Genomic DNA, 20,597 nt, shown 5'->3' with positions numbered 1-20,597 from the left:
CTGTCTTTTCTTATTCAGCGGCCATTGTGCCGCCGTATTTGCTGATGATTTCCTCCGCCTGGGCTTTTGTCTTGTTTTTGATCGTCACCGTGTAATATGTCTCCGTCACCGGTGCCGTCTGGTTCAGTGCCGCCCAGGTCTTCTGGCCTGTCACTCCGTCAGCCGTCAGTCCGTTTGCCTTCTGGAAGGCTTTCACTGCTGCAACCGTGTCATTTCCGTAGATTCCATCCGCGCCCTTGCTTCCGCATGAATAGCCGCGCATGATCAGCTTATTCTGGAGAATCGTCACCCAATCCCCGCGGCTTCCCTTCCTCAGCGTAGGCTCGTTTTCCTTCGGCTCTTCTTTCTGATCCTTGTCCGGCATTGGCTGTCCCTCCATTTCCACACAGGCCGGGATGGCCCAATGTGTCCACTTGTCTTTGCGTTTTGCGAAATACTGCACGCCATTCTGGCACTCAACCGTCTCACCGTGGAATCCGATACCGGTATGTGCCATTGTGCTTTTCTTATTCTTATCCTGCTGAAACAGGCAGACGATGATATCATCAGGGCATGTGTCTATTGTTCCCTGCGCCCTCCAGTTTGCTTTGGTGTTCCACTGTGAAGTCGCACCGGCACCCATGATCTCAAAGCCGTAGACGATTTTGAAAATCCAGTATGGAAAACCCCTGCAATCAAAAAACCGCGTCAGCAGGTTTCCCGGATACCACTTGCAGCCCTGGCACCCTTCTGAAGATGATCCGTTATAGTTCTTACATGCCGTCTTGATGGTCGGATGTGCGTCAGAGTATCTCGCCCTCCTGTTCGCCGGTGTGCAATACTGCCCCCGTGCGCCGAAAACGTATGCCCAGCCCACACAGGCCAGTGCGATCTTCCAGGCAATAACCATCAGGGCCGTACCGGCCTTTTTCAGCTCTTCAAGCAGATTACTGACATATTGTGCGCTGTTCATGTTTTCCCTCCTTTATTTCATCATTTCAAAGAGGATGTACTGCCCCATGCGCTTCATTCCGCTTGCGTTCGGATGAATTGCGCTGTCTCCGCAGTAGCTGGCCACGTTGCTCTGGTTGATGTCACACTTCCGCAGATCAATCACTTTGAAAACGCCGTAAAGCTCTCCCAGCGCCTTGATCCGCTCCGCCACCTTTTCCACCAGTTCCGCCGTATATTGCGGTGATGTTTCATGAACTGTGTCAATCTTCACAGGTTTCGGGATCAGCATAACGATCCTGGCGTCACTGTATGCCGCCTGGAGCTTCCTGATGGTCAGTGCGATGCCCTTCGTCGTGGATTCCGGCAGCGCCTCCAGCGCTGTGATGTCTGATTCGTATGTCATGCTTCCGATGTTGTTCAGGTACGGATCATTCGTTCCCATGTTCACGAAGATGTAGCTCGGATAGTGTACCGATCCCAGCCGTGCGATCCGCGTGCTGTCATATGCCGGCGGAAGGCTTTCGTCGTTCTGGTCAATGAACGTTGTCCGGCTGATGGCGCTCACCGTCGCGCTGTCGTATCCCAGCCGCAGGCCCTTTGCCACGATTGCCCACCATGTTTCATCCACCGTGTCCACGTCGCCGGACGGATAATATGCACCCTCGGAGTATCCATCGTATGTGCTGATGCTGTCGCCCAGCACCGCGATGTATGCAGGCGCGTATCTGTAGTTGTACAGGAATGTGAACTCCGGACAGCTTCCTGCGCTCGTCACGCCATCCACCTTGAAGGCGCTCATGATGTTCATATAGACAACCTGCGCACCGTTGGTCACGCCTATCAGGTACAGGTTCGGATCATCAATCGCTGTTACGTAGTCCCTTGTGACGATCTCATTCGTGTCCTTCTTGTAGTAGATGATGCAGCTCTGCTGGAGTTGTACGTCTCCCTGGATATTCAGATTTATTTTTTCACCGAAGGATGTGATCACCCGGCAATAGTTGTTTATCGGGAAGCTCAGTACCCATGTGTGCGTGTCCAGTTCTATCGGCACGCTGGCCAGGATGAACGCCTGCTTTACGATGCCGATTTCTGCCTCCGCTCCACTGACGATCTTCATGCCCATGTTTGATCCTTCTGAAGGAACGATGGTTCCCCAGTTCGGTTCCGTACATACCAGCGCTACATAATCCGCCTGCGCTGTGATGTATCCGCTTACGCTGTTTTCACTGCTCACAAACTGCGAAGCGTTCGCTCCGTTGTACCATCTTACGTGCCCTCTGTATCCGTTGCTCGTCGTGATCTTGATCACGTTTCCCTTGCCCACGTATATGAACCCGGTGCGGATCTGGATTGTGCTTGTGTTGAATGCACCCGTATCGCCATCGATGCCGCCCTGTTCCCAGGACAGTGTCTGTGTCTGTATGCCCGTCTGCTGGAGCCGCAGCGCCTTGTTCACATTGCTGTAGTCCAACGGAATGGTTGCCTCCGCTGCCGCAATCTCTGCCAGCATCGCTTCCACGCTCGGAATAATCGTTCCCGGATCTACCGCGCTTCCGCTGCTTGTCCGGCTCACAACGCCGTCAACGATCCTCATTGTGACCGTCTCGCTGCCGTTTATCACCTTAATGGCAAGGCTGAAAACACCCTCCACCGCGTAACAGGTTTCCGGCAGTATTACATATGCAACATTTCCCTCAACCACTCCGTCCGTCACGGTCACTGTTGCACCGTCCGCTCGGATGAAAAAGCCCTTACAGCTCCCGCCCAGCGTCACCGGTTGCCCGTTTCTGTACACCCGCACTCCATACCGGTTTGCTTTCGCGTCACCCTCTCCGATGCTGTGATGCAGGAAACTCCTGTGCAGTGTTCCGTTTTCCAGTTCAATATTGATGATATCCTCTTTGTAGTTTGCCATGCCTTATCATCTGCCTTCCTCTTCTATGCTGCGTCTGTTCGGTAACGGCTGGTAATTCTGCGCGATCCAGTTTTTTATCTGAGAGTCATATCCGTTTATGGCGTCATCCGTGTCCGCCGCGGCCTGCTGCCGTGTCTGGTAGGCCTTCTGGTCTGTATATTCCGTTGCACTCTCTGTGGCGCTGTTCACCGCGCTGCTGATGAGCTGTTCCCCTGCTTCGTCCGTCAGTTTGTCCCCCGTGATGCTGTTGTCCAGCACATTGAACCCGCCTACATTCTTCACGTTGTAGGCTTTGTAGTTCGTCAGCTTCGCCGCCGTGATCTTTTTCTTTACGATATCAAACTCCAGTTCGTCCACCGTCACGCTGGCGCTCAGGCCCGTGTCTTCGTCAATGGCGATCACGGTATCATACAGCACCATGCTCTGGAGCGCTTTCAGCCACGGATATTCCGCCGTATCTCCCATCATCTCGAAGGCCACCGTGATCTCATCGCTCGGAACGTCTACATGGTCGACATCAAAAAGGCTCTGCGCCTGCTTCCGCATTTCCGCCCGCAGCGTTGCCGCCGTCCATTTTGTATCCGTCTCTGTTCCGTCATCCTTGCCTACCTGGCCGTTGACCTTCAGCCTCTCCATGTATATGGTGTCATAGTCATTGATATGACTGCTGTTGATCCATTCTGTCGGCGTCAGATACAGGTCGCTCCCGTCCTCATCCTTCGCCACCGGCACGATCCGCGTTTTCAGGCTGCTGCTGTCCGTCTTCCACTGAACGCCCTGCATGTTGTTGCTGTATCGGATGCGGAAGCCCCTGTCTGTGTTGGTTTTCGCCATCACAAACAGATCCCAGTTGTCCCGCCTGAACTCCGCTCCGAAACACGGCACAACGCCCTTGTCCGGATCGATCAGCGCATACATGCCGCTTTTCCCGCTGATCTCCGCGCTGTATGTCGCGTCCGCGTTTGTCGGCATGTTTGTGGCTATCGTCCCCGGATATGTGATCATGAACGCCTGCTCAATCCATGCCAGCGCCTCCGCCGGAGACTTCCGGTTTATTTTCGCGTTTTTGATCAGCACCCCGTTCATGTCATAGCTGATATGCTTCGCGTTTACCGTCACGGTATTGTTCATTTTGTCCCTGTTCACCGTCTTGATCCGGAAAAGCTGTTCCGTGATGGTTCGTGGCTGTGTCTCCGCCGGTGTCAGGTGCCTGCTGTATGTGATCTGCGTCCCTTTGATGTATCCCTCCAGGCCGTATGTTGTACACATCGTGTACCATCCGTTGCCGTCCGGGCCGGATACGTAATACAGACTTGTCCCGCTCTTCAGATTCACCAGCACAGGATCGCCGCTCGTTGTCCTTGCGATCTCCGTCCACCAGCTATTTGCATTCGGCGGGATGACGCTCTGCGGGCTTGTCGCGTCAAACTGATTACACTGATAGTTTTTATTCAGGTATGTTACCTTACTTCCCGCTGTGTACGGCGTTTCAGGGTTTGCAGTCCATGTCGGATAATTGATCGTGCTTGGCTCGTTTTTCCCGCTCCGCAGGGCCGCCGCCTGGTTCGTTACATACAGGTCAACCTCCATCCCACTGTAAGCGGTTTCGATTGTTTCCTTCGGCACCGGCGCCTTGACAACCGCCTCCCGGATCAGGTGCTTGTATCCGCCCTCCGCGTCCATCGGACAGACCATCTGAAGCTCATAGTTGCCTCCGGCTGCCATCCTTACCGTGCCGTTCTTTGGGAAAAGGATCACATTGCCGTTTTTGTCATAGGCGCTGTTTCCTTTGTCATATACATGAATCACAGGAACCGCTCCCTTCGGTCGATCACCAGCTTGCTCCATCCGCTGCCGGTGATCGTATTGCTTCCAGGCGCCAGCATCGGGAAACTCCCAACGCTGTCTTTTGTGATCAGTGCCGTCCTGGCCGCGTTGCTTACCTCCATGATCTCGCTGTCAATGATGTATTCGCTCCCGCTTGTCAGTCCCGTGATCGTCAGCGACTTCCCGCCGATGGTGATCGTCATGCTGCTTGCGTTTGCCTTCGCTGTGATCTTCGGCCTGCTCTCCACGTCCCCGGCGTTTATCACCGCAGTACCGCTGCTTGTGACCGTCACCGTGTCCTCCGTCAGCTTCTGCTTCAGCGGCTGGCAGTAAAACTGAACTTCACCCACCCACCAGTCCAGGTTCCGGCTGTGTTTGTTCAGCGTAATAGCGCCCACGATCCGCGCCGCTTGTTTTCTATCTGGTTCTCCGTGGAATGTGACATACCCGGAGCCTTTCAGCCAGTTGTATATCTCCCGCACCCGGTATCCGCCCTGTACCATGATCGTGGCCGTCTGGATGTAGCTGTTGTATACCTGCGTCCCTTCCAGCTCTGTTAGGTCGCCGCTCCGTCCCGGGATCTCCACATGCTGAACCCTCTCCTCCGGGCGGATGATCGGCACAGGGCCGGACAGTTTCACGCCCATATCCCGGCAGTCAATGCCTTTCCAGATAAAATAACTCTGTGCCATTTCATACACCTCTTACATGCTTCCGTATCCGCTCATTTCTCTCCGCTGCTGGGCTGTGATCCTCGCCGCCAGTCCCTCCGCGTCCTGTCCGTTGTTCACGTTCACGTTCTCAAAATACATATTGCTTGTGAAGTTCCGGCTTGCCACCTGCCGCGCAGGCACTACCTGCTCACCCTTATGGAGCAGTGCCAGATAGCCGTCATAAGGCACCGCCCATATGCCGTTAGCTTTGGGCATCGCAACGTTAGGCCGTCCGCTTCCTCCGCCTCCGCTCGCTCCCTGTACGTATCCGTTCATCAGCGGAACGATATCCGCGTATACCGTCACCGCGCCGATCTGCTCTGCCAGTTTTGCAGCCGAATCTTCCGGAGCTTCCGGCGTAATCTCTACCGGCACCGTTCCGCCTGTCGCTTCCCGCAGTGCGTCCTCTATTGTCCAATCATCGCCATATGTGTTTTCGCCAGCGATCTGGATATATTTCCCTGCTGTCTGTGCCGTTTTTCCTGCATTTGTATAGAACTCATTCCAGAAGTTGATCGCGTTTTCGTATCCGTCAATGATCGGCTTTATCAGTGCATTGTTTTTCCAGTCATCCGCGAATGTGTTTGCGTTTTCCTGTATGTCCTTCCATGTGCTTCCCTTTTCCCTTGTACCCAGGAACCACTCCTGGCCCAGTGATGTATTATGGACAAACCAGTCTGCAATCACAGGAATATTGTTCATCGCGATCTGGTTTCCCATCACGGACATCGTTTTCCCAACTGTTTCAGTTATTTTGCTTGAAATCGTTGTGCCGATTCCTCCGGCAGCGCCAGCGCCTGCTGCCGCACCTGCTCCCGCGCCTGCTCCGCCGATTCCCATCAGGTCTTTCAGTCCGTTGATAACTTTTAACACGTCCAGTATTCCGCCGGTGAGCTTCAGCGCTCCCCATCCGAGCACAATATACTTCAGCGCTTCAACTACTCCGTCTTTGTTGTCTACGAGCCACTGGATGCTCCCCACAACCGTGTTTAATACATCCGTGAACCCTTTGACAACCTGATCCGGATCAATCTTGCCCAGGTCTTCAAACAGGCCGCTCACGGCTGTTCCCAGGTCTTCAAGCGCTTTCTGTCCTTCAGGTGTCTTCAGATAGTCCAGCACACTTGTCAGCAGACCGTCCAGTGCCTCTGTCGCTCCCGTCAGCGCCGGAGCCAGCCCGCCCACAACCTCCACCTTCAGGCTTTCAAAGTCGCCCTGTAGTTTGATCAGTTTGTCATTCAGTTCCGCGTTCGCTTTGATTGCTTCCTCGCTGGCCGTCTTCTGAGTGTTTACTTCTTTTTCAAACTCGCTCCGGCCCATTTCAAACAGGTTGTTCAGGTTCCCGTAGCTTCTGCCGAAGAGTGCGTTTGCGTATGTGTCCGCCAGATCCTGCGTCATCTCGCCGCTTTTTACCTTTTTTCGCAGCGCCTCCCCGATTTCCCAGAAAACCTCTTCAAATCCTTTCGCCGCTCCCTGAACCTCTCCCAGTTTCCCCTGTTCGATTTCGTGCGTCTGAATACCCAGCAGTGCCAGGATATCCACCTGCTCATCTGTCGGATCATTGATGGCCTTCTGAACCTTCTGCTTTGCCTTCTGCCATTCCTGGACAGTGATCTCGCCTACCGTGTCGAATACCTTTTTGTATGCCTGGTAGTCCTCAATGTCCATGTTCAGGATCATGGCCTGTGTTGCGGTGTCATCGCTGAACCGCGCCACGTCCGTGATGTTTTCCCAGATAGCCTTTCCCAGGTTCACGGCCTTCTTCGCCGCGTTCTCAAGGCCCTTGTCAATGGCGCTGATTCCGCTGCGCACCTGTTCCAGGCTGATCTTTTTGCTGATGCCGTTCAGGTTTGTCTCTAATTTTCCTACCCCTCCGGCTGCCTCTTCCGCGCTCTGGCCCATGTTGTTCAGCGCGGCCTGCGTTTCCATCATGCCGGTCTGTGCCGCCAGCAGTTCACGGCTCATTTTCTGATAGGCTTCGCTGGTCGGCTTGATGCCGTTGTCGCTCATGGCCTTCAGCGCTGCCTCCGCCTGCTGTGCTATGCTCTTCTGTGCCGCCATCCGGCTGTTCAGCGTCTGGGTTTGCAGGTTGAGACTCTGTTCGCTCTTTCCCTCCGCCTTCATGGTAGCGTCCAGCATCTTCATCTGCTGGTCGAGCGTCTTTACCTCGCTTTTCGCTGAAGCTATGCCGCTCTTAAAGCTGCTCATTTCAACGTCAAATTTTGCGCTTGGCATTCTCTCACATCCTTATTCCCAGATTCGCGTCATACTTCTGTCTGTAATAAAAAAGATCCAGGATCTCTCCCGGTCTTGATCTGTCAATTTCTTTTCGGTTCATTCCTGCTATCAGGCCGTAGGAGACTAACCGCAGGTATGTTAGTTCTCCGGCTGTTTTTTTGCCTTTTCTTCCTCCAGGATCACGTCTGTCTCTTCACCCTTGTTATCCTCCGCCCTGGCTTCCATCATGTTTCCGGCGGTTATCACCGCCATCATGGTCATGGCGTAGATGGTGAGCATTGACGGCCTCATGTGCCTCAGTATCCATTTGTCCGTCAGATCCGGCTCCTGTCCTTCTTCTTCCAGTCCGGCGTTGCCCAGGATGCGGATCAGCTTTGCCAGCTTCTCCATCTTTTCCGGATCGTCCACAATGTTCAGCCGGATGTTGCCCAGGGTTTCATCCCCGTCCTCGTCAACTTTTTCCACGCCGAAAACCTTGTCTTTCAGTTGGAAGGCCGTGCAGCCTATATCCCGCTGAATGGCGATGGTTTCATACGTGGAATAATACATCGGGATCTCCCGACCGCCGATCTTCAGTTCCGCCAGCTTTTCCATATCTTGTCCTTTCTGTCTTATGCTGAAAAACTCCGGAGGGCCTTCCGCCCTCCGGAGTCTCATGTGTGTCAGGTGGTTACCACGCTTACGTTCAGCAGGCCGTTCAGCCAGCTCTTCGCCGCGCCGATTGTGTCGAAAGTCTTGTGCAGCCGGAACCGCTGATGTCCGCCGTCCACGTCCAGGGCCGCGCCCCGTCCGCTGAGCTGCGGTGTACCCCATGTGATCTGGTTGCCTTCCTTTGTCCGCGTCTCCTGCCTGGTTTCCTGGAATTTGATTTTCAGTACCAGCCACGCCTCATACTTCGTGGTACTGGTACCGTCCTGTCCTCCGCCAACCCGCATCTTGCGGATGTAGCCGAAGCCGCCGTAAGGTGTCGCGTTGTCGCTTTCCCACTGTCCGCCGGTCACCGTGTTGGCGTTCGTTTCCTCGCCGAAAATTGCGATGCGGTCATCGTCCGTCAGGCCGGTGCTTTCAAACTCGACCTGCAGGCCGGTCAGTCCGTTGTCTTCATCCTGAATGGTGTCATCGCCGTACAGCGGGTTTTCGGTGAACTCCTTCGTGATGGTCGCAACCCGCGCCTCCTGGATCACGCGGCCCGTGCCGTATGTCGGCATCGATCCCGCCGTGTGGCTCGTCAGCGGTGCAAATACAGGATAAAGCATACCTACACTTGCATAGCTCATTATGATTGTCCTCCTTTGTTTTTAGTCCAGCTCAAGCTCGTCCTCACGGCTTTTGATGCCGGCCTCGATTGCGGCCAGTGCCGCGTTTTGGTTCTGTGAAAAGGCTTTCCTCAGGAACGGCTGTTTCTGCATGAAGCTCGTTCCGTGGTTGATTGAGTTGGCGATCAGCGGAACCGGCTTCATGCTGTCTCCGCTTCCCTGGCTCGCGTGAACCATGTGGCCCTTCTTGCCCATTTTGTATTTTGTCCTGACGTTCGTCCGCGCATGGTTCCATGTGATTTTTCCGTATCCCGAATTTTGGAAACCCACGCTCGTCTGTACGGATGTTCCTGTCTTTTTGAATTTTGCAACTCCGTGCTTTGCGCTCATCAGGATCTGCTTTTCTTCCGGGGAAGGCTTTCGTTTCTTTCCGCCCTTTGCGTATTGAAACTTTTCTGTGGAGATCCCGCGGATCTCCCGGCTGACCGCGTCAGCCATCACCCCGGCGCCCTCGTAGAGCGCCTCCGCCGCTATCTTTTCGGCTTTCTCCGGGAGCTTGTCCATCTTGCGGAGAAGCTCATCCGCGCCTTCCCATTGAACATTGAAGGGCATCTTCCTCACTCCTCGATCTGGAAAACCCATTCCCACCGAAACATCCTTGTTTCCGTTTCGTATTCGTGCAGGTCAAGCCTCCAGCAGTTATCACAGTATTCTGTCAGCGTCTGCTCGATCAGCGCGGGCCATCCCTCGCCGTCCCGCTTCCGGCTGTACAGATCCATGCTGCCTTCAAAGGCCCTGTCCTTTTTCCGGTTGTCCCCGTCCAGGCTCCCCGCTTCAAACTCCAGGTAAATCTCGCCGTAGCTGTCCGCGTCCGGCCTGGTGTTCCAGCCGTCCTCCGCCACCTTCAGAACCTTGTCCGGTTCGCTGGTGACGGCGCTTGCCTGTGTCAATGCCTTCATAGCGGTGACAAGACTTGTGTAATCTTCAGGCATTCGTCACCGCCTCCTTCGCGCTGTTGCCCTTCTTCCGTGCGATCCGCAGGATCACTCCGTTGTAATCGTTGTACGGATTAACGCTGATCACTTCATAGCGCTCGCCGTTGTAGATCAGCTCCCGCTCTCCGTGATAGTCCTCATCCATCGGAATCAGGATCTTCGCTTCCGTTTTCAGCCCCGTTCCCCCGGCCTCCGTGATGTCCGCCAGGTTCAGGCTCATCTCTTCCGCCTGCACCTGCGTCTGTTCGCTTACGGGATCGGTGCCTACCTCATGGGCGTCAGGGCTGAAGGCGATCAGCACAATGTCGACCAGCTTTCTCATCCCTCCGCCTCCTTACTTGTACTGGCTGCTCATCCTCATCTGCCCCTTCAGGCTTTTGTAGGTGGCCAGCAGGTTGTCATGGTTCGGCGGATTTCCGATGTTCATGCTGCAATACGCCGCGCAGGCCGCGAATACCAGCTCGTCCTCTATGGAGCTGTTGTCGACAATCTCCCACACGCCGTCATTCTGTTCCATTTCGATGTCGCATACCCCGTCCAGCACGATCTGATCCATTTGCAGATCTCTCACAGCCGCCTTTGTCCACAGAATGATCTGTGCGTCATAGCTGTTTCCGCTGATCCGGTTCTGGAGCATCCTTTTCACTTCCGCAAACATGCTCTCACCTTCTTTCCGCCATATACTCCTCATACAGTTTCCGTGTGTATAGGTGCCTTGCCGGACAATGGCTGTCAATCCACAGCTCAAAGCCTGCGCAGGCCGCTCTCACGCAGAAATGCCTGTCTTCTCCCCGCAGTGCTGTGTGGATGTTCGGTATCTTCGCGTAGCTCACTCCGGCCTCGAAGACTTTGCGCTTCACCAGCGTCAGCGCTCCCGTCATCCCGCATTGGTACAGTCCCGGCTTGTGCCATTCCTCCGGCATCCCGAAGCTCTGGTCAAACATCCAGGCGTTGCACCAATATTTTCCGTTCGGTGCCTGCGTCCAGAAGATCTCGCTCACAATATCCTTGTCCGCCTGTATCAGGTGATACAGCGTCCACGGATCAAGCACAATGTCCGTGTCAACTGAGAGCCAGTAATCATATCCGCCGTCCAGCATCTCGCGGATTGTCCTGTTTCTCAGTTCGCCCATCTTCCACATCAGGTCAAGCGTCCACAGGTGGTCATTGTGCGTCTTTTCGTATGCCTCGCCCGTCTCCGTGACCTCAATCTTCGCGTCCCTGATATACGGGATCACTTCATTGCAGTCATTGACCACGAAAAAGCGGTCAACCTCAAAGCCTTCCGGCACCTCCAGCCGGTCAAGCCCGTCCTGGTATGCCTGGAATACATCCACGTCCTGCCGCAGTGGTGCGGTGATCAGGATCTTCTTCATGTGGCAGGCTCCTCTCCCGGCCAGATCGGCACATGCGCTATGTGTCCGCATCTCGCCGTAGGCTCGCACCAGATTTCAAATCCGCATTTCCTCGCCCGCCAGCAGAAGGCCGTATCCTCCCCGAAGGTGATATCCTCAATGATGGCAGGATCAAACGGATTGCCGTACTGGCTCTGCACTTCCTTGATGATCTCTGTGCTGATCATCGTGCAGGCCATCCCGCACCCTTCCACCTGGAAAGGCTCTATCCCGTATTCCTTCACCCGTCTCACAGGCTTCAGGCTGGAGAATATACAGCTTCCATATGGCGCCCGCCTGCTCTGGAAAGCTCCGCACACGAAATCCTTCCCGCAGAAGCACAGCGTTTCCACGATGCTCTCATCGAAAACCATGTCGCTGTCGAGAAACAGGATATGTGTATATCCCTCACAGGTTGCCTTGCTGGCCAGTTTGTTCCGTGCCAGGTATACCAGCGTCCCGCTCAGGATCTCCGTGTGGTAATTGATGCCTTCCCTTTGCAGGTGCTGGCACAGCTTCAAAAGGCTGTTCACAAAGTCCACGTGCATGTAATCCATGCACGGCACCGCGATCAGGAGCTTGAAAGGCTTCTTCATTTTTTCGACCTTGTAGACTTCGGTTTGTTTTTGGCTTCCGGCGTTTCCTTCGCTTCTGCCTCTGCCTCCGGAGTCTCTTTCTTCGCCTTCGTCTCCGGCTTTTCAGCCTTCACCGGTTCGGCGTATTCCACTGCGCTGTTTGTGGAAAACAGAAAACCGGCCTCCGCCGGGGAGACCTCTACGATCTCCCCGGCTTTGTGCCGGATTCGTGCTTCCCGCAGAAGTTTAACCTTCATCGGTCAGCCCTCCTGTGTTATTAGGTGGTTACGGCAGCCGCCTTCTTGACGTTGCACAGCATGCCGGGGCCGGTTACGCCATGGCCAGCGTACTGGCGTCCATGCACCTTCACCATGTCCTTCTCAGCTTCGGTCACATCGTCATACTTGGTGATGATGCCCTCGCCTTCCGGATAGTTCACCTGCACGGCATTCAGATCGCCCACGATCATCCACACCGCGTTAGCGTCCGCGCTGGAGTATGCAGGCAGAGCGGAGCTGTACAGCACCGTCAGGCCATCATACGGATCAACATTGAAGTTACCCGCGACCCGTGCCTGATGGAACGCAGCGGAAGTCTTGCGGTTGATGATCACAACCACGTTTTCCGCCTCGTCAGTCAGTTCAGCTTCCGCAGTCACAACCACGGACAGGTCAGGCTCGCCGGAGATCTTCGGAATACCCACTGCGCTGCCGCTGTGGCTTGTGCTGGCTCCGGTAATGTCACCGATCACCTTGGAACTCAGCAGCTTGATAATCTGGTGAGCCAGTTCACGGTACACATAGGAAACCAGCGGCTCTCCGCCGATGGCAACGATCTCGTCACTGAGCCGGATATACTTCTTGATGTTCTTCGGCTTCAGTTCGACCACGCCCAGGGTCAGGTCTTCCTCTGTGATGGCTGTGGTGCCTTCACCGTGTTCATAGGCAGGATCGGCGGCCCGTTCAAACGGGACTTTCAGGTTGCCCTTGAAACCGGTCTTCCGGACGCGGTTCAGGATCTCATCCTTTTCCCAGGCAGTGCGGATGATGGTATCCACCAGCGTAGGCACCGGAAGCTGTCCGTTGTTCGCCGCGTTCGCGGTCAGCAGCGCACGGCATTCCTTGTCATCTTCGCTGATGATGTACCGTGCGTAAGCATCCATGTACTCCTTGCTGGAGCGGATCTCGTCCACGGTCTTTCCTGTGGTTTCAGCCTTGTGGCTTTCGCCCATAGTGATCCCGGCGGCTCCGCTGGCAATCTGCTTGCGGATTTCCTCCGCCTTCTGGGCCGCGTTGCGCAGGTCTTCGGCGTTCTGCCGCAGTTCGTCCATTTCTTTCTTCAGAGCGTCCAGATCGGCGCCCTCCGCTTCCATCTCCTGGAGGATAGCGGCTTTGCGGGTTTCGATTTCCGCGAGAGTCTTGTACTTCATCGTTTTGTCCTCCTTAAATCATTTCCGCCATAATGGCAATCTGTTCTTTTTTCCGCCGCTGGGCCTCAATGGCAAGGCGCTCCTCCTTAACCTCCGCGATTACTCCCTCGCTGAGATTCCTTGCGGATATGCTCGTTGCATCGTTTGCTGGCTGCGATACAACGGAAACATCAAAATGTTTTGCGACCTCCATGATTTCACGATGGACGTCAATCCTGCCTTCGGCTGTGTTTTCCACAACCGTCCGCTTTTCTGTCTTCCTGTTGGATCGGAATCCGTGGCTCATCTTTGTCAAATATCCTCCCTGGATCTCTTCAAAGATCTTTCGCCCTTCTTCCGTTCCTCCCAGGTATGCCCGCACCTTCAGGCCGATTTCATCAGGAGCTACAACCAGCGTATTGTTGCTTGTCCTTGCGAATACGCGGCCCTCATGGTTTAGCAGGAAAATATCGTCAGAGAAATCCGTGCTGTCGAATGAATGCTCGTTGAACCGCTCAAACATACGGTATTCACCATCATCCCAGAGCTGGTATTCATTCCACTTTGTCGCATATCCCTCGACAATATACTGGCCATCGTCCTGCTTTCGCAGTTCAATGTCTTCCATGCTGATGTCTCTGTATTCCCGCTCATTCAGTTTCACCGGCATCTGTATCCCCTCCCAAATTCAGCTTTTTTCCGAATGTAAAAACAGCGCTTCTGTCATCCACATAGACATCCGCGCTGATCTTGCGTGTGTTCCCTCTGTATGCCCTGATGCGCTCCGGCAGGTTGTCATTGACTCTGTCAAACTTCAGTCCCTGTTTCCCGCACCATTTCACGGCATCCTTCAGTTTCTGTCCGTCCCGGCATGTGAACAGGATCACCGCCGTCCCTTTTTTCCGTTCCTCCGCCAACTGCTCAATCAGTTCTTTGTTCGGCTCGCCGATTTTCGGATATTTGTTTTCGCACAGTGTCCCGTCAAAGTCCACGGCGATGACTCTTTTCATTCTTCACCACCGTCCGGCTCGTTCACGTTGTAATATTCACCCCGCGCCGGGATCTGGCTGCCATACGGCTCCTGCAGCGGTGCCAGGTTCTCGATCTCCCGCAGTTCGTTTCTCGTCATCAGTCCCCTGTCTGCGTTTGTCTTGATGGCTTCCAGCTTGTCCTTGTTGCTCATGTACTGGAGCCGGTTGCTGGTAAAGAAGATCTCATTTCCGTATCCCATGCGCTCCCGGTCTGTGTAGAACATTCCGCTCATGGTTTCACTGAGCTGTATGGCGATCCATTCGATCAGGCCCTCATAGAACGCCAGCCATTCATCACCGATGGCCTTGTTCTGGATGATGTTTTCGTTCACGCCGAAATAGTCATACACGTTCTTTTCAATGTGAGCCTGCTGTTCTTTGTCAATCGTGAACCCGCTGGCCTTCATCTCGTGGATATCGTCATAGGTATTCGGGAACAGCAAAACACCCCCGGCTGCTTTTTTGTTGCCGAAGGTGAATTTGTTATACCGCTCCATTTCCTCGCCAATGTCTTCATCACTGGCCCAGTTGTCGCTCTTCGCGTAGAACCGGTAGCTGTTGCCGTTTTTGATACCCTCCGTGATGCCCTGGCGCTGCATACTGATCAGATCCAGCACCGGCTTCATGGCTTCGTTGTTTTCCCCGAAAAGCTCATTCCTGTACTGGAACCGTGTCGAAATGCCAACCTCCGCCAGCCGTTCAGCCCGCCGCTTGTTATTCGGCATGATGAATCTGATCCACGGTTCTCCCTCATACTCGATCAGTTCCCAGCTCTCCGGCACGATGTTGATAACGCCTGTCGGCGTTCCGTCCTCCGCCCTGGTCTTCACCAGGAAAGATGTATTCCTCGCGCCCAGCACTGTGGCGTACTGATAAAGGAATTTGCTCCATTCCTGAAAGCGGTTCGGCCTCACCTTCAGTCTGTTCTGAAGCTCCGGCAGCGCTGATCCCTTGATGTTCGGTTTCAGCTTCGCCGTGTGCCGTCCCCATGCGTCCAGGGCCGCCCTGATCAGCTCACTCTCATAAATTGATCCGCGCCATGTTGTCCATGCAGGCGTATATCCTTCCAGCATCCGGAAGATCTGTGCGTTCTTCAGCTTTGCGGGCTGCTCCCGCTTGCCGAAGATCATCTCAAGCATTCCCATCAGTTAATCACCCCTCCGCCTGCTGGCGTTGTCTTTTTCTTATTCTCCAGTCTCTTTCCCAGCTCGTTCCACTTGAACTGTCTCATGGCCATAGCGTCCAGGATTGCCGCCACGCCGTCCACATGTGCCTTGTTGCTGATCTTCACCAGCATTTTTCTCGGATGCGCCCTGTCCGCCCCGCTTTCCATCTTCATGGCGCTGTCCGCCATGTGGATCTTCAGCAGGTCATTGTCATCCATGTCCCGGATCTTCCCCTCCCGCAGCAGGCCCTCAAACGTGTCAGACACGCTGGAAAGGTTGAATCCCTGTGTCACGCTGTCCATCTTGAAGTGCTTCTTTTCCAGTTCATGCACCGTCTCCATCGCGCTCCATCGGTCATATCCGATGATCAGCGGATAGATCTTGTACTTCTTCACCAGATCCATGAACCAGTTCCGCACATCCTCAAAATTGATGAACTCCTCACCAGACATGCTGAGGAATCCCTTCCGGATGTAGATCTCATACGGCACCTGATCCCGCTTTGTAGCTTCTTCCAGCCTCTTCGCCGGCAGCCAGAAATGAGAGTGTATCCACAGGATGCCGTCTACCTCGCAGATAAAGCAGGCGCTCGTCAGGTCTGTTGTCTGTGACAGGTCAAGCCCGCCCACAACATAATGGTTTCTCAGCTCTTCCATCGGCTTCCGCCATCCAAAGGCGCTGTTGATGTGTTCGGCCTTCAGCCATGCCGTGGACATGCTCTGCTTCATGTTGCAGTATTTCGTCTTGAACTCGACTTCTTTGGAAATAGATCCATGAGCGATTGTGATTTCATTTTCTATAAACTCACGGCTCACGCTCACGCCTAAACCCGGCAGGCTCTTTTCCAGCTCTTCCAGGTCATCCCACTTCTCCGGATCATCTATCATGTAAAGCAGCGGAAGGATTCTTTGCTCTTTACTGTTCCCAAGCAAAAATCCCGTCCCGCGCTTCATCAGCTCGTCAAACAGGCCGTCATTCTCATATCCGCCTGAGCTGATGGCCATGCCCAGCGGCTCGTCACGTGCGCCTGTACCGGATGCCATAACCTCCCATTGCCGCAGGCCAGCGACTCCCGGCCACGCCGCCACCTCATCAGCACAATAGAACATCGGGTTATAACCGTCTGACTTTTTACTTGTGAAAGCCAGTTTCCTGATCATCGTGTTCGTTTCATTGATCATCAGTCCACGGTATTTTGTGCTGTGTGTGATCGTGTCCAGTTCCGGCTCCGCGTGAACATTGAACTCAAGCGCTGCGTAACACAGGTCGCTCTGATCCAGTTTCGGAGCCAGGAAATAGATTTCGCTGCCGAACTCTCCGGCAGCGTATCCCATGTATGTCGCTATGCCTGCCGCCAGGATCGTCTTTCCCATCTTCCGGCCTATCAGCCAGAAAACTTCCCTGAACTGCCGTTTGCCTGTGCTGTCAACAATACCGAACATGATCCGGATTGCCGCCTCTTCCCACAGGCTCAGTTCAATCCTCCGTGGTGCCAGTTTCCCCTTGTAGTGATGGCAGTACCGCTCTATGAACCGAACAGCGTTATCCGCCAGCCGCTCATCGTAAAACCACCGTTTGTCCTGGAGGCCCTGAAGGATCACCTCATACAGCAGCTTTATCCACTTGCCTGTATTGATGCCGCCGCTGTTGATTTCTTCCCAGTATTGGACAATGGCGTTTTCCGCTGTCAGATCCGCTATGGTCTTGATCTTTTTTCTTACCCCATCCGGCTCACCTTACCCGCCCGGATCTGTCCCTCCGTCCTTTCTGTCCGGTTTTTCACGTCCGCCCTCCGCGTCCTTTTCATGCCGTCCGCCTCACGCATGAAGCCGGAACTGATCCAGATCCCGTGTCGGTTTCTGTTTCTTTGCTCCCCGCTCCTCAATCATGCTGCTGATGGTCATCAGGCACTTGTTTGCGCTTTCCACATGCCGCGGAAGCTCACTCAACAGCGGATGCGCCACCTCGCAGTCCCCGGTCTTGTAGGTTTTCATTACGGTCAGGCCGTCCTCTTTCAGCCTCTTCCGCATCTGATCGATCAGCGCGGCCTCCTCGCTGTAGATCCTGGCCGCCTCCCGGAAGTCCTGCTCATTTTCGATCTGATAATCTTTGCCGAAAGCAATCAGCTTCCGAAGTATAGACGCGGAAGTGATCTTTTCAGTTGGCTGTTTTGCCTTCGCCCTGGCGCTTTTCGGCTTCTTCGCCGGTTTCTCCTCGGCTTCTGAACCCTCCGCGCTCTTCCGGACGCTCTTCTTCGTCACTTCCGCGCCGTTTGTCCTGATATCTCTCGCCTTCTCCGGCAACATATCGGCCACTTCCGCCAGAATCGGCTTCGCTTTGGCCTTCATCCTGAAACCTCCTGTCAAATTCATCAAAAAAATGATGCCATTTAGCATCATTTTTCAGCCTTATGTAACCCTTTTCTTCATTATCGCGCGCCCGTGGACGCGCGTCCTCCGCGCCTCCGGCGCGCTTATTGTTACTCACCCAAAGCCCTGCGCCACATTCCTCCGCAATTTTCACCCAAGGGGAGCTATACGGTTACGTGACCATCCGGCCCAATCTTCCAGCGTTTCTCTTTCTTCTTTCTCTTCATGTCGTGATGCTTCTTGCACAACAGTTCAAGGTTGTCCCAGTTCAATGTGATATTCGGATCGTTTATGTTCTCGTCTGTCAGTTCAATCTTGTGATGTGTCTCCAGCGGATTCTCTTTGCTTCCTGTCTCAATGACTCCCTCTTTCAGACATTCCTCACAGATCTTCCCGACTGATTCGGCGTATGCTTTTCTGCACCTCCGCCATTTCCATGAGACGTAGAAAGCTTCGACCTCTGCCGATCTGTTCATCTTGCCTCCTACTCCATGCTAATAATTTAATACATTTTCATTTACAATCGAATATGAATCTTATATATCTGTGACTTTATTCAGCATGTCAAAAAATTCTCGCCTCCGTTTGTAAAATGTATTTGCATCACTTGTTGGTAGTAACTCTGGCTTTGTTTCTTTTATTACTTTCCAGGTAACATCTCTACATACGTGTTCAATCAATGCCTCATACCATGCACCATTGTCGCTTGCTTTTGCACATCCCTCTACAATAGACATCTTCGCAAGCAGTCTTTCTCTTCTTTCTGCCGCCCTGGCCACAGGATCACTAATCCCTGATCCATGCGGAAGTCCGTCCATCTTTATAGCTCTTATACCCAGCAATGTTTTTGCTTCTCTGTCCCAGTCATCATATTGCCTGCAAAAATTCCTCAGTTCTTTATATCTTGCTTCTGTGATCCCGATCTGCTCCGCTACCGGCGTATACCTCATAGACCTCCGCCTCCTATCTTCCGTAATGCACACCTGATATACACACCCGGCACATAGTCCGAATACTTAACCACCGTCTCCGTCAGCACATAACCCGGATACAGTTTCTCCATGATCTCCTTCGCCTGGTTCTCAAAGTCATATGCGATCCTTCTGACTCTGCTGTTCGGCATCTTCGCGTCCCTTGCTCTCCTCACCGGCTGCGTCAGGTTCCGGCTCGGTCTGTATCTTTTCACGCCCATCTTCGGCGGCCTGTCCTGCATCTGCTTTGTGAAATATGTTGCTATCCCGCCCAGCCCGCTGTCTCTCGGTTGCAGCCTGTGAGTGTTCGCGTGTCCATGCCCCCACAGTTGCTCAAGCTCATCACGGTCAATCCCGCCGTTCATGATCACATGCACGTGCGGCCTCTTACCGCTGTACCCTGCCGCAGGCATCTCGTCCCCGCCTATGGCAACTATGTACTTCAGTTCCGGCAGACCTCTCGCCCTCCGCCGTCTCCTCACCTTTGCAAAGAAGTTTGTCAGATCCTTATCAATCCGCTCCGGTGTCGGTGTCTTCCCGTCATAGTCCAGCCCGATTGACAGATCCTGCTCTGTGAAGTTTGCTTCCACCAACTGGATCAGCCGTATCCTGCTCCGCTCCGCGTTCGCCTTCTTCTGAGCTTCCACGGTTCCGTTTCCCGTCCTGGCCCTCCGCAGCGCTCCCCGCATCTGCCGACCGAACACCGGGAAAACCTCCGCGTCAATTCGCGGCCCGCTTACGGTTGTCCGTCTCCTGTACCCCATAGAACCCACAGGAATAAAGCACGGCTCTTCCAGGAAACCTCCGTCCCCCGTCCGCTTGTTGTTGAACAGATCTTCAAACTCCCAACTCATGAGCCGCTCCGTCCTTTCCTGTTTCTCCGTCTTCCAAGCCGGGAGGCGCTTACGCCCTCCCGGCACCCTCCCGTCATCATCACCATTTTTCTGATGACGATGATCAACATCCACAGCCTTCCCTTTTCTTTTCCGTTCCTTCTATTGAAATGCGTCTAATGTTAATACTCATATACAAGCCTGATATTAGGGAATCCATCCCCCGGTTCTCAGCGCTGGCCGCTGATGGATACCTTGCCGTCTTTCCGGCTGCCATATGCTTGAAATGATCCCGCTGGATTACTGCCGCCAGCTTCGGCATATTTAGGCTTTCGCCTATGTGGTGCAGGAAGGATTTGAACCTCCGCCCTCCGGCTTATAAGGCCGCTGCTCTTCCGCTGAGCTACTGCACCATAAGATCCGGATGCAGATCTCTGTCATGCTTAATCCGGATATATATAGGAAGTAATTGCATCACCTCCACCTTGCCGTGATTTTCAGCCTTTTCACGGTGTCAATTAAACTTCATTATTACCCTGTTTCTCGCACAAAATGCGAACATACAGTACCATTCATTAACCATCTGTTTATGTTCTTTACTCATGTCCGATTCGTCGATTTTTTCTTCAACAGATTTCATTGCATTTCTGACTTTTCTGCATTCTGAAACCGTGAATTTACCGTCACAATCAGAATGAAGAATGAACAAATCAAGGTCATCGTTGCATTTCTCATTCCATCTTTTTACATCGTCATCGTCCGCAAATTTCTTTTTCCATATTTCGTACAAATCCCAACCGTAAACGGCTTTGACGATTTCTCCACGGAACAGATTAAACTGCCCATATCCATAGTTGTGTCTTGGTAAGCCTTTCACTTCTACATCAAGGCTCATTCCTGCTCACCTGCCTTTTTCTTCCGATCCCAACACTTTTGGATGCTCAAACATCTGTTTTTATGTTTTTTACAA

General features: G+C 53.7%; 24 protein-coding genes and 1 tRNA gene. All 25 read right to left on the bottom strand.

The window, feature by feature from the left end:
- Positions 1–10: 10 nt before the first annotated feature.
- The 25 genes from JYE50_RS03985 to JYE50_RS03865 all read right to left on the bottom strand — a co-directional run bounded on the left by JYE50_RS03985 (position 11) and on the right by JYE50_RS03865 (position 20,522).
- The gene (locus tag JYE50_RS03985) at positions 11–952 is read right to left on the bottom strand and encodes a peptidoglycan-binding domain-containing protein (protein WP_283399143.1); all 942 of its coding nucleotides are present in this window, start codon (positions 950–952) and stop codon (positions 11–13) included.
- A gap of 12 nt (positions 953–964) precedes the next feature.
- Positions 965–2,851 carry an SGNH/GDSL hydrolase family protein gene (locus tag JYE50_RS03980; protein WP_084094590.1) on the bottom strand — a complete coding sequence of 629 codons (1,887 nt, stop codon included), beginning with the start codon at positions 2,849–2,851 and terminating at the stop codon, positions 965–967.
- A gap of 6 nt (positions 2,852–2,857) precedes the next feature.
- Entirely contained in the window at positions 2,858–4,660 is a 1,803-nt protein-coding gene (locus JYE50_RS03975; RefSeq protein WP_179138198.1) for a phage tail spike protein, read from the bottom strand.
- The gene (locus tag JYE50_RS03970; RefSeq protein ID WP_084094588.1) at positions 4,657–5,370 is read right to left on the bottom strand and encodes a phage tail domain-containing protein; all 714 of its coding nucleotides are present in this window, start codon (positions 5,368–5,370) and stop codon (positions 4,657–4,659) included. Before JYE50_RS03970 ends, JYE50_RS03975 begins: the two co-directional genes overlap by 4 nt.
- A 12-nt stretch (positions 5,371–5,382) precedes the next feature.
- On the bottom strand, positions 5,383–7,626 hold the full coding sequence (locus JYE50_RS03965) for a phage tail tape measure protein (RefSeq protein ID WP_084094587.1): 2,244 nt from the start codon (positions 7,624–7,626) through the stop codon (positions 5,383–5,385).
- 141 nt (positions 7,627–7,767) lie between these two features.
- The gene (locus JYE50_RS03960) at positions 7,768–8,223 is read right to left on the bottom strand and encodes a hypothetical protein (RefSeq protein WP_084094586.1); all 456 of its coding nucleotides are present in this window, start codon (positions 8,221–8,223) and stop codon (positions 7,768–7,770) included.
- 68 nt (positions 8,224–8,291) lie between these two features.
- A complete protein-coding gene (locus tag JYE50_RS03955) occupies positions 8,292–8,906 on the bottom strand; it encodes a major tail protein (RefSeq protein ID WP_084094585.1) in 615 nt (204 codons plus the stop codon).
- Between the two features lie 21 nt (positions 8,907–8,927).
- On the bottom strand, positions 8,928–9,497 hold the full coding sequence (locus JYE50_RS03950; RefSeq protein ID WP_084094584.1) for an HK97 gp10 family phage protein: 570 nt from the start codon (positions 9,495–9,497) through the stop codon (positions 8,928–8,930).
- Between the two features lie 5 nt (positions 9,498–9,502).
- On the bottom strand, positions 9,503–9,877 hold the full coding sequence (locus JYE50_RS03945) for a hypothetical protein (protein WP_084094583.1): 375 nt from the start codon (positions 9,875–9,877) through the stop codon (positions 9,503–9,505).
- Positions 9,870–10,202 (bottom strand): phage head closure protein, encoded by a 333-nt coding sequence (locus JYE50_RS03940; RefSeq protein ID WP_084094582.1) that lies wholly within the window; start codon positions 10,200–10,202, stop codon positions 9,870–9,872. The genes JYE50_RS03945 and JYE50_RS03940 overlap by 8 nt, the downstream gene beginning before the upstream one ends.
- Before the next feature lie 12 nt (positions 10,203–10,214).
- On the bottom strand, positions 10,215–10,538 hold the full coding sequence (locus JYE50_RS03935; RefSeq protein ID WP_084094581.1) for a hypothetical protein: 324 nt from the start codon (positions 10,536–10,538) through the stop codon (positions 10,215–10,217).
- Between the two features lie 4 nt (positions 10,539–10,542).
- Positions 10,543–11,256 carry a hypothetical protein gene (locus JYE50_RS03930; protein WP_084094580.1) on the bottom strand — a complete coding sequence of 238 codons (714 nt, stop codon included), beginning with the start codon at positions 11,254–11,256 and terminating at the stop codon, positions 10,543–10,545.
- On the bottom strand, positions 11,253–11,870 hold the full coding sequence (locus JYE50_RS03925) for a glycosyltransferase family 2 protein (protein ID WP_084094579.1): 618 nt from the start codon (positions 11,868–11,870) through the stop codon (positions 11,253–11,255). The genes JYE50_RS03930 and JYE50_RS03925 overlap by 4 nt, the downstream gene beginning before the upstream one ends.
- Positions 11,867–12,106 (bottom strand): hypothetical protein, encoded by a 240-nt coding sequence (locus JYE50_RS03920; protein ID WP_084094578.1) that lies wholly within the window; start codon positions 12,104–12,106, stop codon positions 11,867–11,869. Before JYE50_RS03920 ends, JYE50_RS03925 begins: the two co-directional genes overlap by 4 nt.
- Positions 12,107–12,126: 20 nt before the next feature.
- Positions 12,127–13,278 (bottom strand): phage major capsid protein, encoded by a 1,152-nt coding sequence (locus JYE50_RS03915; RefSeq protein WP_084094577.1) that lies wholly within the window; start codon positions 13,276–13,278, stop codon positions 12,127–12,129.
- Positions 13,279–13,291: 13 nt separating this feature from the next.
- Complete coding sequence (locus tag JYE50_RS03910) at positions 13,292–13,927, bottom strand: HK97 family phage prohead protease (protein ID WP_084094576.1); 636 nt, start codon at positions 13,925–13,927, stop codon at positions 13,292–13,294.
- The gene (locus tag JYE50_RS03905; RefSeq protein WP_084094575.1) at positions 13,908–14,267 is read right to left on the bottom strand and encodes an HAD family hydrolase; all 360 of its coding nucleotides are present in this window, start codon (positions 14,265–14,267) and stop codon (positions 13,908–13,910) included. Before JYE50_RS03905 ends, JYE50_RS03910 begins: the two co-directional genes overlap by 20 nt.
- Positions 14,264–15,433, bottom strand: a complete 1,170-nt coding sequence (locus JYE50_RS03900) for a phage portal protein (protein ID WP_084094574.1) — start codon at positions 15,431–15,433, stop codon at positions 14,264–14,266. The genes JYE50_RS03905 and JYE50_RS03900 overlap by 4 nt, the downstream gene beginning before the upstream one ends.
- Positions 15,433–17,055 (bottom strand): terminase large subunit, encoded by a 1,623-nt coding sequence (locus JYE50_RS03895; protein WP_084094573.1) that lies wholly within the window; start codon positions 17,053–17,055, stop codon positions 15,433–15,435. Before JYE50_RS03895 ends, JYE50_RS03900 begins: the two co-directional genes overlap by 1 nt.
- Before the next feature lie 216 nt (positions 17,056–17,271).
- Complete coding sequence (locus JYE50_RS03890) at positions 17,272–17,802, bottom strand: hypothetical protein (protein ID WP_084094572.1); 531 nt, start codon at positions 17,800–17,802, stop codon at positions 17,272–17,274.
- A 185-nt stretch (positions 17,803–17,987) separates the two neighbouring features.
- The gene (locus JYE50_RS03885) at positions 17,988–18,299 is read right to left on the bottom strand and encodes an HNH endonuclease (RefSeq protein ID WP_084094571.1); all 312 of its coding nucleotides are present in this window, start codon (positions 18,297–18,299) and stop codon (positions 17,988–17,990) included.
- A 60-nt stretch (positions 18,300–18,359) separates the two neighbouring features.
- Positions 18,360–18,773 (bottom strand): hypothetical protein, encoded by a 414-nt coding sequence (locus JYE50_RS03880; protein ID WP_084094570.1) that lies wholly within the window; start codon positions 18,771–18,773, stop codon positions 18,360–18,362.
- The gene (locus JYE50_RS03875) at positions 18,770–19,648 is read right to left on the bottom strand and encodes a rolling circle replication-associated protein (RefSeq protein ID WP_143763502.1); all 879 of its coding nucleotides are present in this window, start codon (positions 19,646–19,648) and stop codon (positions 18,770–18,772) included. The genes JYE50_RS03880 and JYE50_RS03875 overlap by 4 nt, the downstream gene beginning before the upstream one ends.
- Positions 19,649–19,968: 320 nt before the next feature.
- A tRNA-Ile gene (locus JYE50_RS03870) sits at positions 19,969–20,040 on the bottom strand.
- A 101-nt stretch (positions 20,041–20,141) separates the two neighbouring features.
- Complete coding sequence (locus JYE50_RS03865) at positions 20,142–20,522, bottom strand: hypothetical protein (protein WP_084094568.1); 381 nt, start codon at positions 20,520–20,522, stop codon at positions 20,142–20,144.
- Between the last annotated feature and the right edge of the window lie 75 nt (positions 20,523–20,597).

It is taken from the genome of Aristaeella lactis (assembly GCF_018118585.1).
Lineage (GTDB): Bacteria > Bacillota > Clostridia > Christensenellales > Aristaeellaceae > Aristaeella > Aristaeella lactis.
Note: the sequence above shows the minus strand (reverse complement) of the source record. Positions and strands in the feature narration are given on the sequence as shown.

What these genes read in the sequence shown, in the direction of transcription:
- JYE50_RS03985 (WP_283399143.1), bottom strand. Translation starts at nt 952, where the DNA reads ATGAACAGCGCACAATATGTCAGTAATCTGCTTGAAGAGCTGAAAAAG.
- JYE50_RS03980 (WP_084094590.1), bottom strand. Translation starts at nt 2,851, where the DNA reads ATGGCAAACTACAAAGAGGATATCATCAATATTGAACTGGAAAACGGA.
- JYE50_RS03970 (WP_084094588.1), bottom strand. Translation starts at nt 5,370, where the DNA reads ATGGCACAGAGTTATTTTATCTGGAAAGGCATTGACTGCCGGGATATG.
- JYE50_RS03965 (WP_084094587.1), bottom strand. Translation starts at nt 7,626, where the DNA reads ATGCCAAGCGCAAAATTTGACGTTGAAATGAGCAGCTTTAAGAGCGGC.
- JYE50_RS03960 (WP_084094586.1), bottom strand. Translation starts at nt 8,223, where the DNA reads ATGGAAAAGCTGGCGGAACTGAAGATCGGCGGTCGGGAGATCCCGATG.
- JYE50_RS03955 (WP_084094585.1), bottom strand. Translation starts at nt 8,906, where the DNA reads ATGAGCTATGCAAGTGTAGGTATGCTTTATCCTGTATTTGCACCGCTG.
- JYE50_RS03950 (WP_084094584.1), bottom strand. Translation starts at nt 9,497, where the DNA reads ATGCCCTTCAATGTTCAATGGGAAGGCGCGGATGAGCTTCTCCGCAAG.
- JYE50_RS03945 (WP_084094583.1), bottom strand. Translation starts at nt 9,877, where the DNA reads ATGCCTGAAGATTACACAAGTCTTGTCACCGCTATGAAGGCATTGACA.
- JYE50_RS03940 (WP_084094582.1), bottom strand. Translation starts at nt 10,202, where the DNA reads ATGAGAAAGCTGGTCGACATTGTGCTGATCGCCTTCAGCCCTGACGCC.
- JYE50_RS03935 (WP_084094581.1), bottom strand. Translation starts at nt 10,538, where the DNA reads ATGTTTGCGGAAGTGAAAAGGATGCTCCAGAACCGGATCAGCGGAAAC.
- JYE50_RS03930 (WP_084094580.1), bottom strand. Translation starts at nt 11,256, where the DNA reads ATGAAGAAGATCCTGATCACCGCACCACTGCGGCAGGACGTGGATGTA.
- JYE50_RS03925 (WP_084094579.1), bottom strand. Translation starts at nt 11,870, where the DNA reads ATGAAGAAGCCTTTCAAGCTCCTGATCGCGGTGCCGTGCATGGATTAC.
- JYE50_RS03920 (WP_084094578.1), bottom strand. Translation starts at nt 12,106, where the DNA reads ATGAAGGTTAAACTTCTGCGGGAAGCACGAATCCGGCACAAAGCCGGG.
- JYE50_RS03915 (WP_084094577.1), bottom strand. Translation starts at nt 13,278, where the DNA reads ATGAAGTACAAGACTCTCGCGGAAATCGAAACCCGCAAAGCCGCTATC.
- JYE50_RS03910 (WP_084094576.1), bottom strand. Translation starts at nt 13,927, where the DNA reads ATGCCGGTGAAACTGAATGAGCGGGAATACAGAGACATCAGCATGGAA.
- JYE50_RS03905 (WP_084094575.1), bottom strand. Translation starts at nt 14,267, where the DNA reads ATGAAAAGAGTCATCGCCGTGGACTTTGACGGGACACTGTGCGAAAAC.
- JYE50_RS03900 (WP_084094574.1), bottom strand. Translation starts at nt 15,433, where the DNA reads ATGGGAATGCTTGAGATGATCTTCGGCAAGCGGGAGCAGCCCGCAAAG.
- JYE50_RS03890 (WP_084094572.1), bottom strand. Translation starts at nt 17,802, where the DNA reads ATGAAGGCCAAAGCGAAGCCGATTCTGGCGGAAGTGGCCGATATGTTG.
- JYE50_RS03885 (WP_084094571.1), bottom strand. Translation starts at nt 18,299, where the DNA reads ATGAACAGATCGGCAGAGGTCGAAGCTTTCTACGTCTCATGGAAATGG.
- JYE50_RS03880 (WP_084094570.1), bottom strand. Translation starts at nt 18,773, where the DNA reads ATGAGGTATACGCCGGTAGCGGAGCAGATCGGGATCACAGAAGCAAGA.
- JYE50_RS03875 (WP_143763502.1), bottom strand. Translation starts at nt 19,648, where the DNA reads ATGAGTTGGGAGTTTGAAGATCTGTTCAACAACAAGCGGACGGGGGAC.
- JYE50_RS03865 (WP_084094568.1), bottom strand. Translation starts at nt 20,522, where the DNA reads ATGAGCCTTGATGTAGAAGTGAAAGGCTTACCAAGACACAACTATGGA.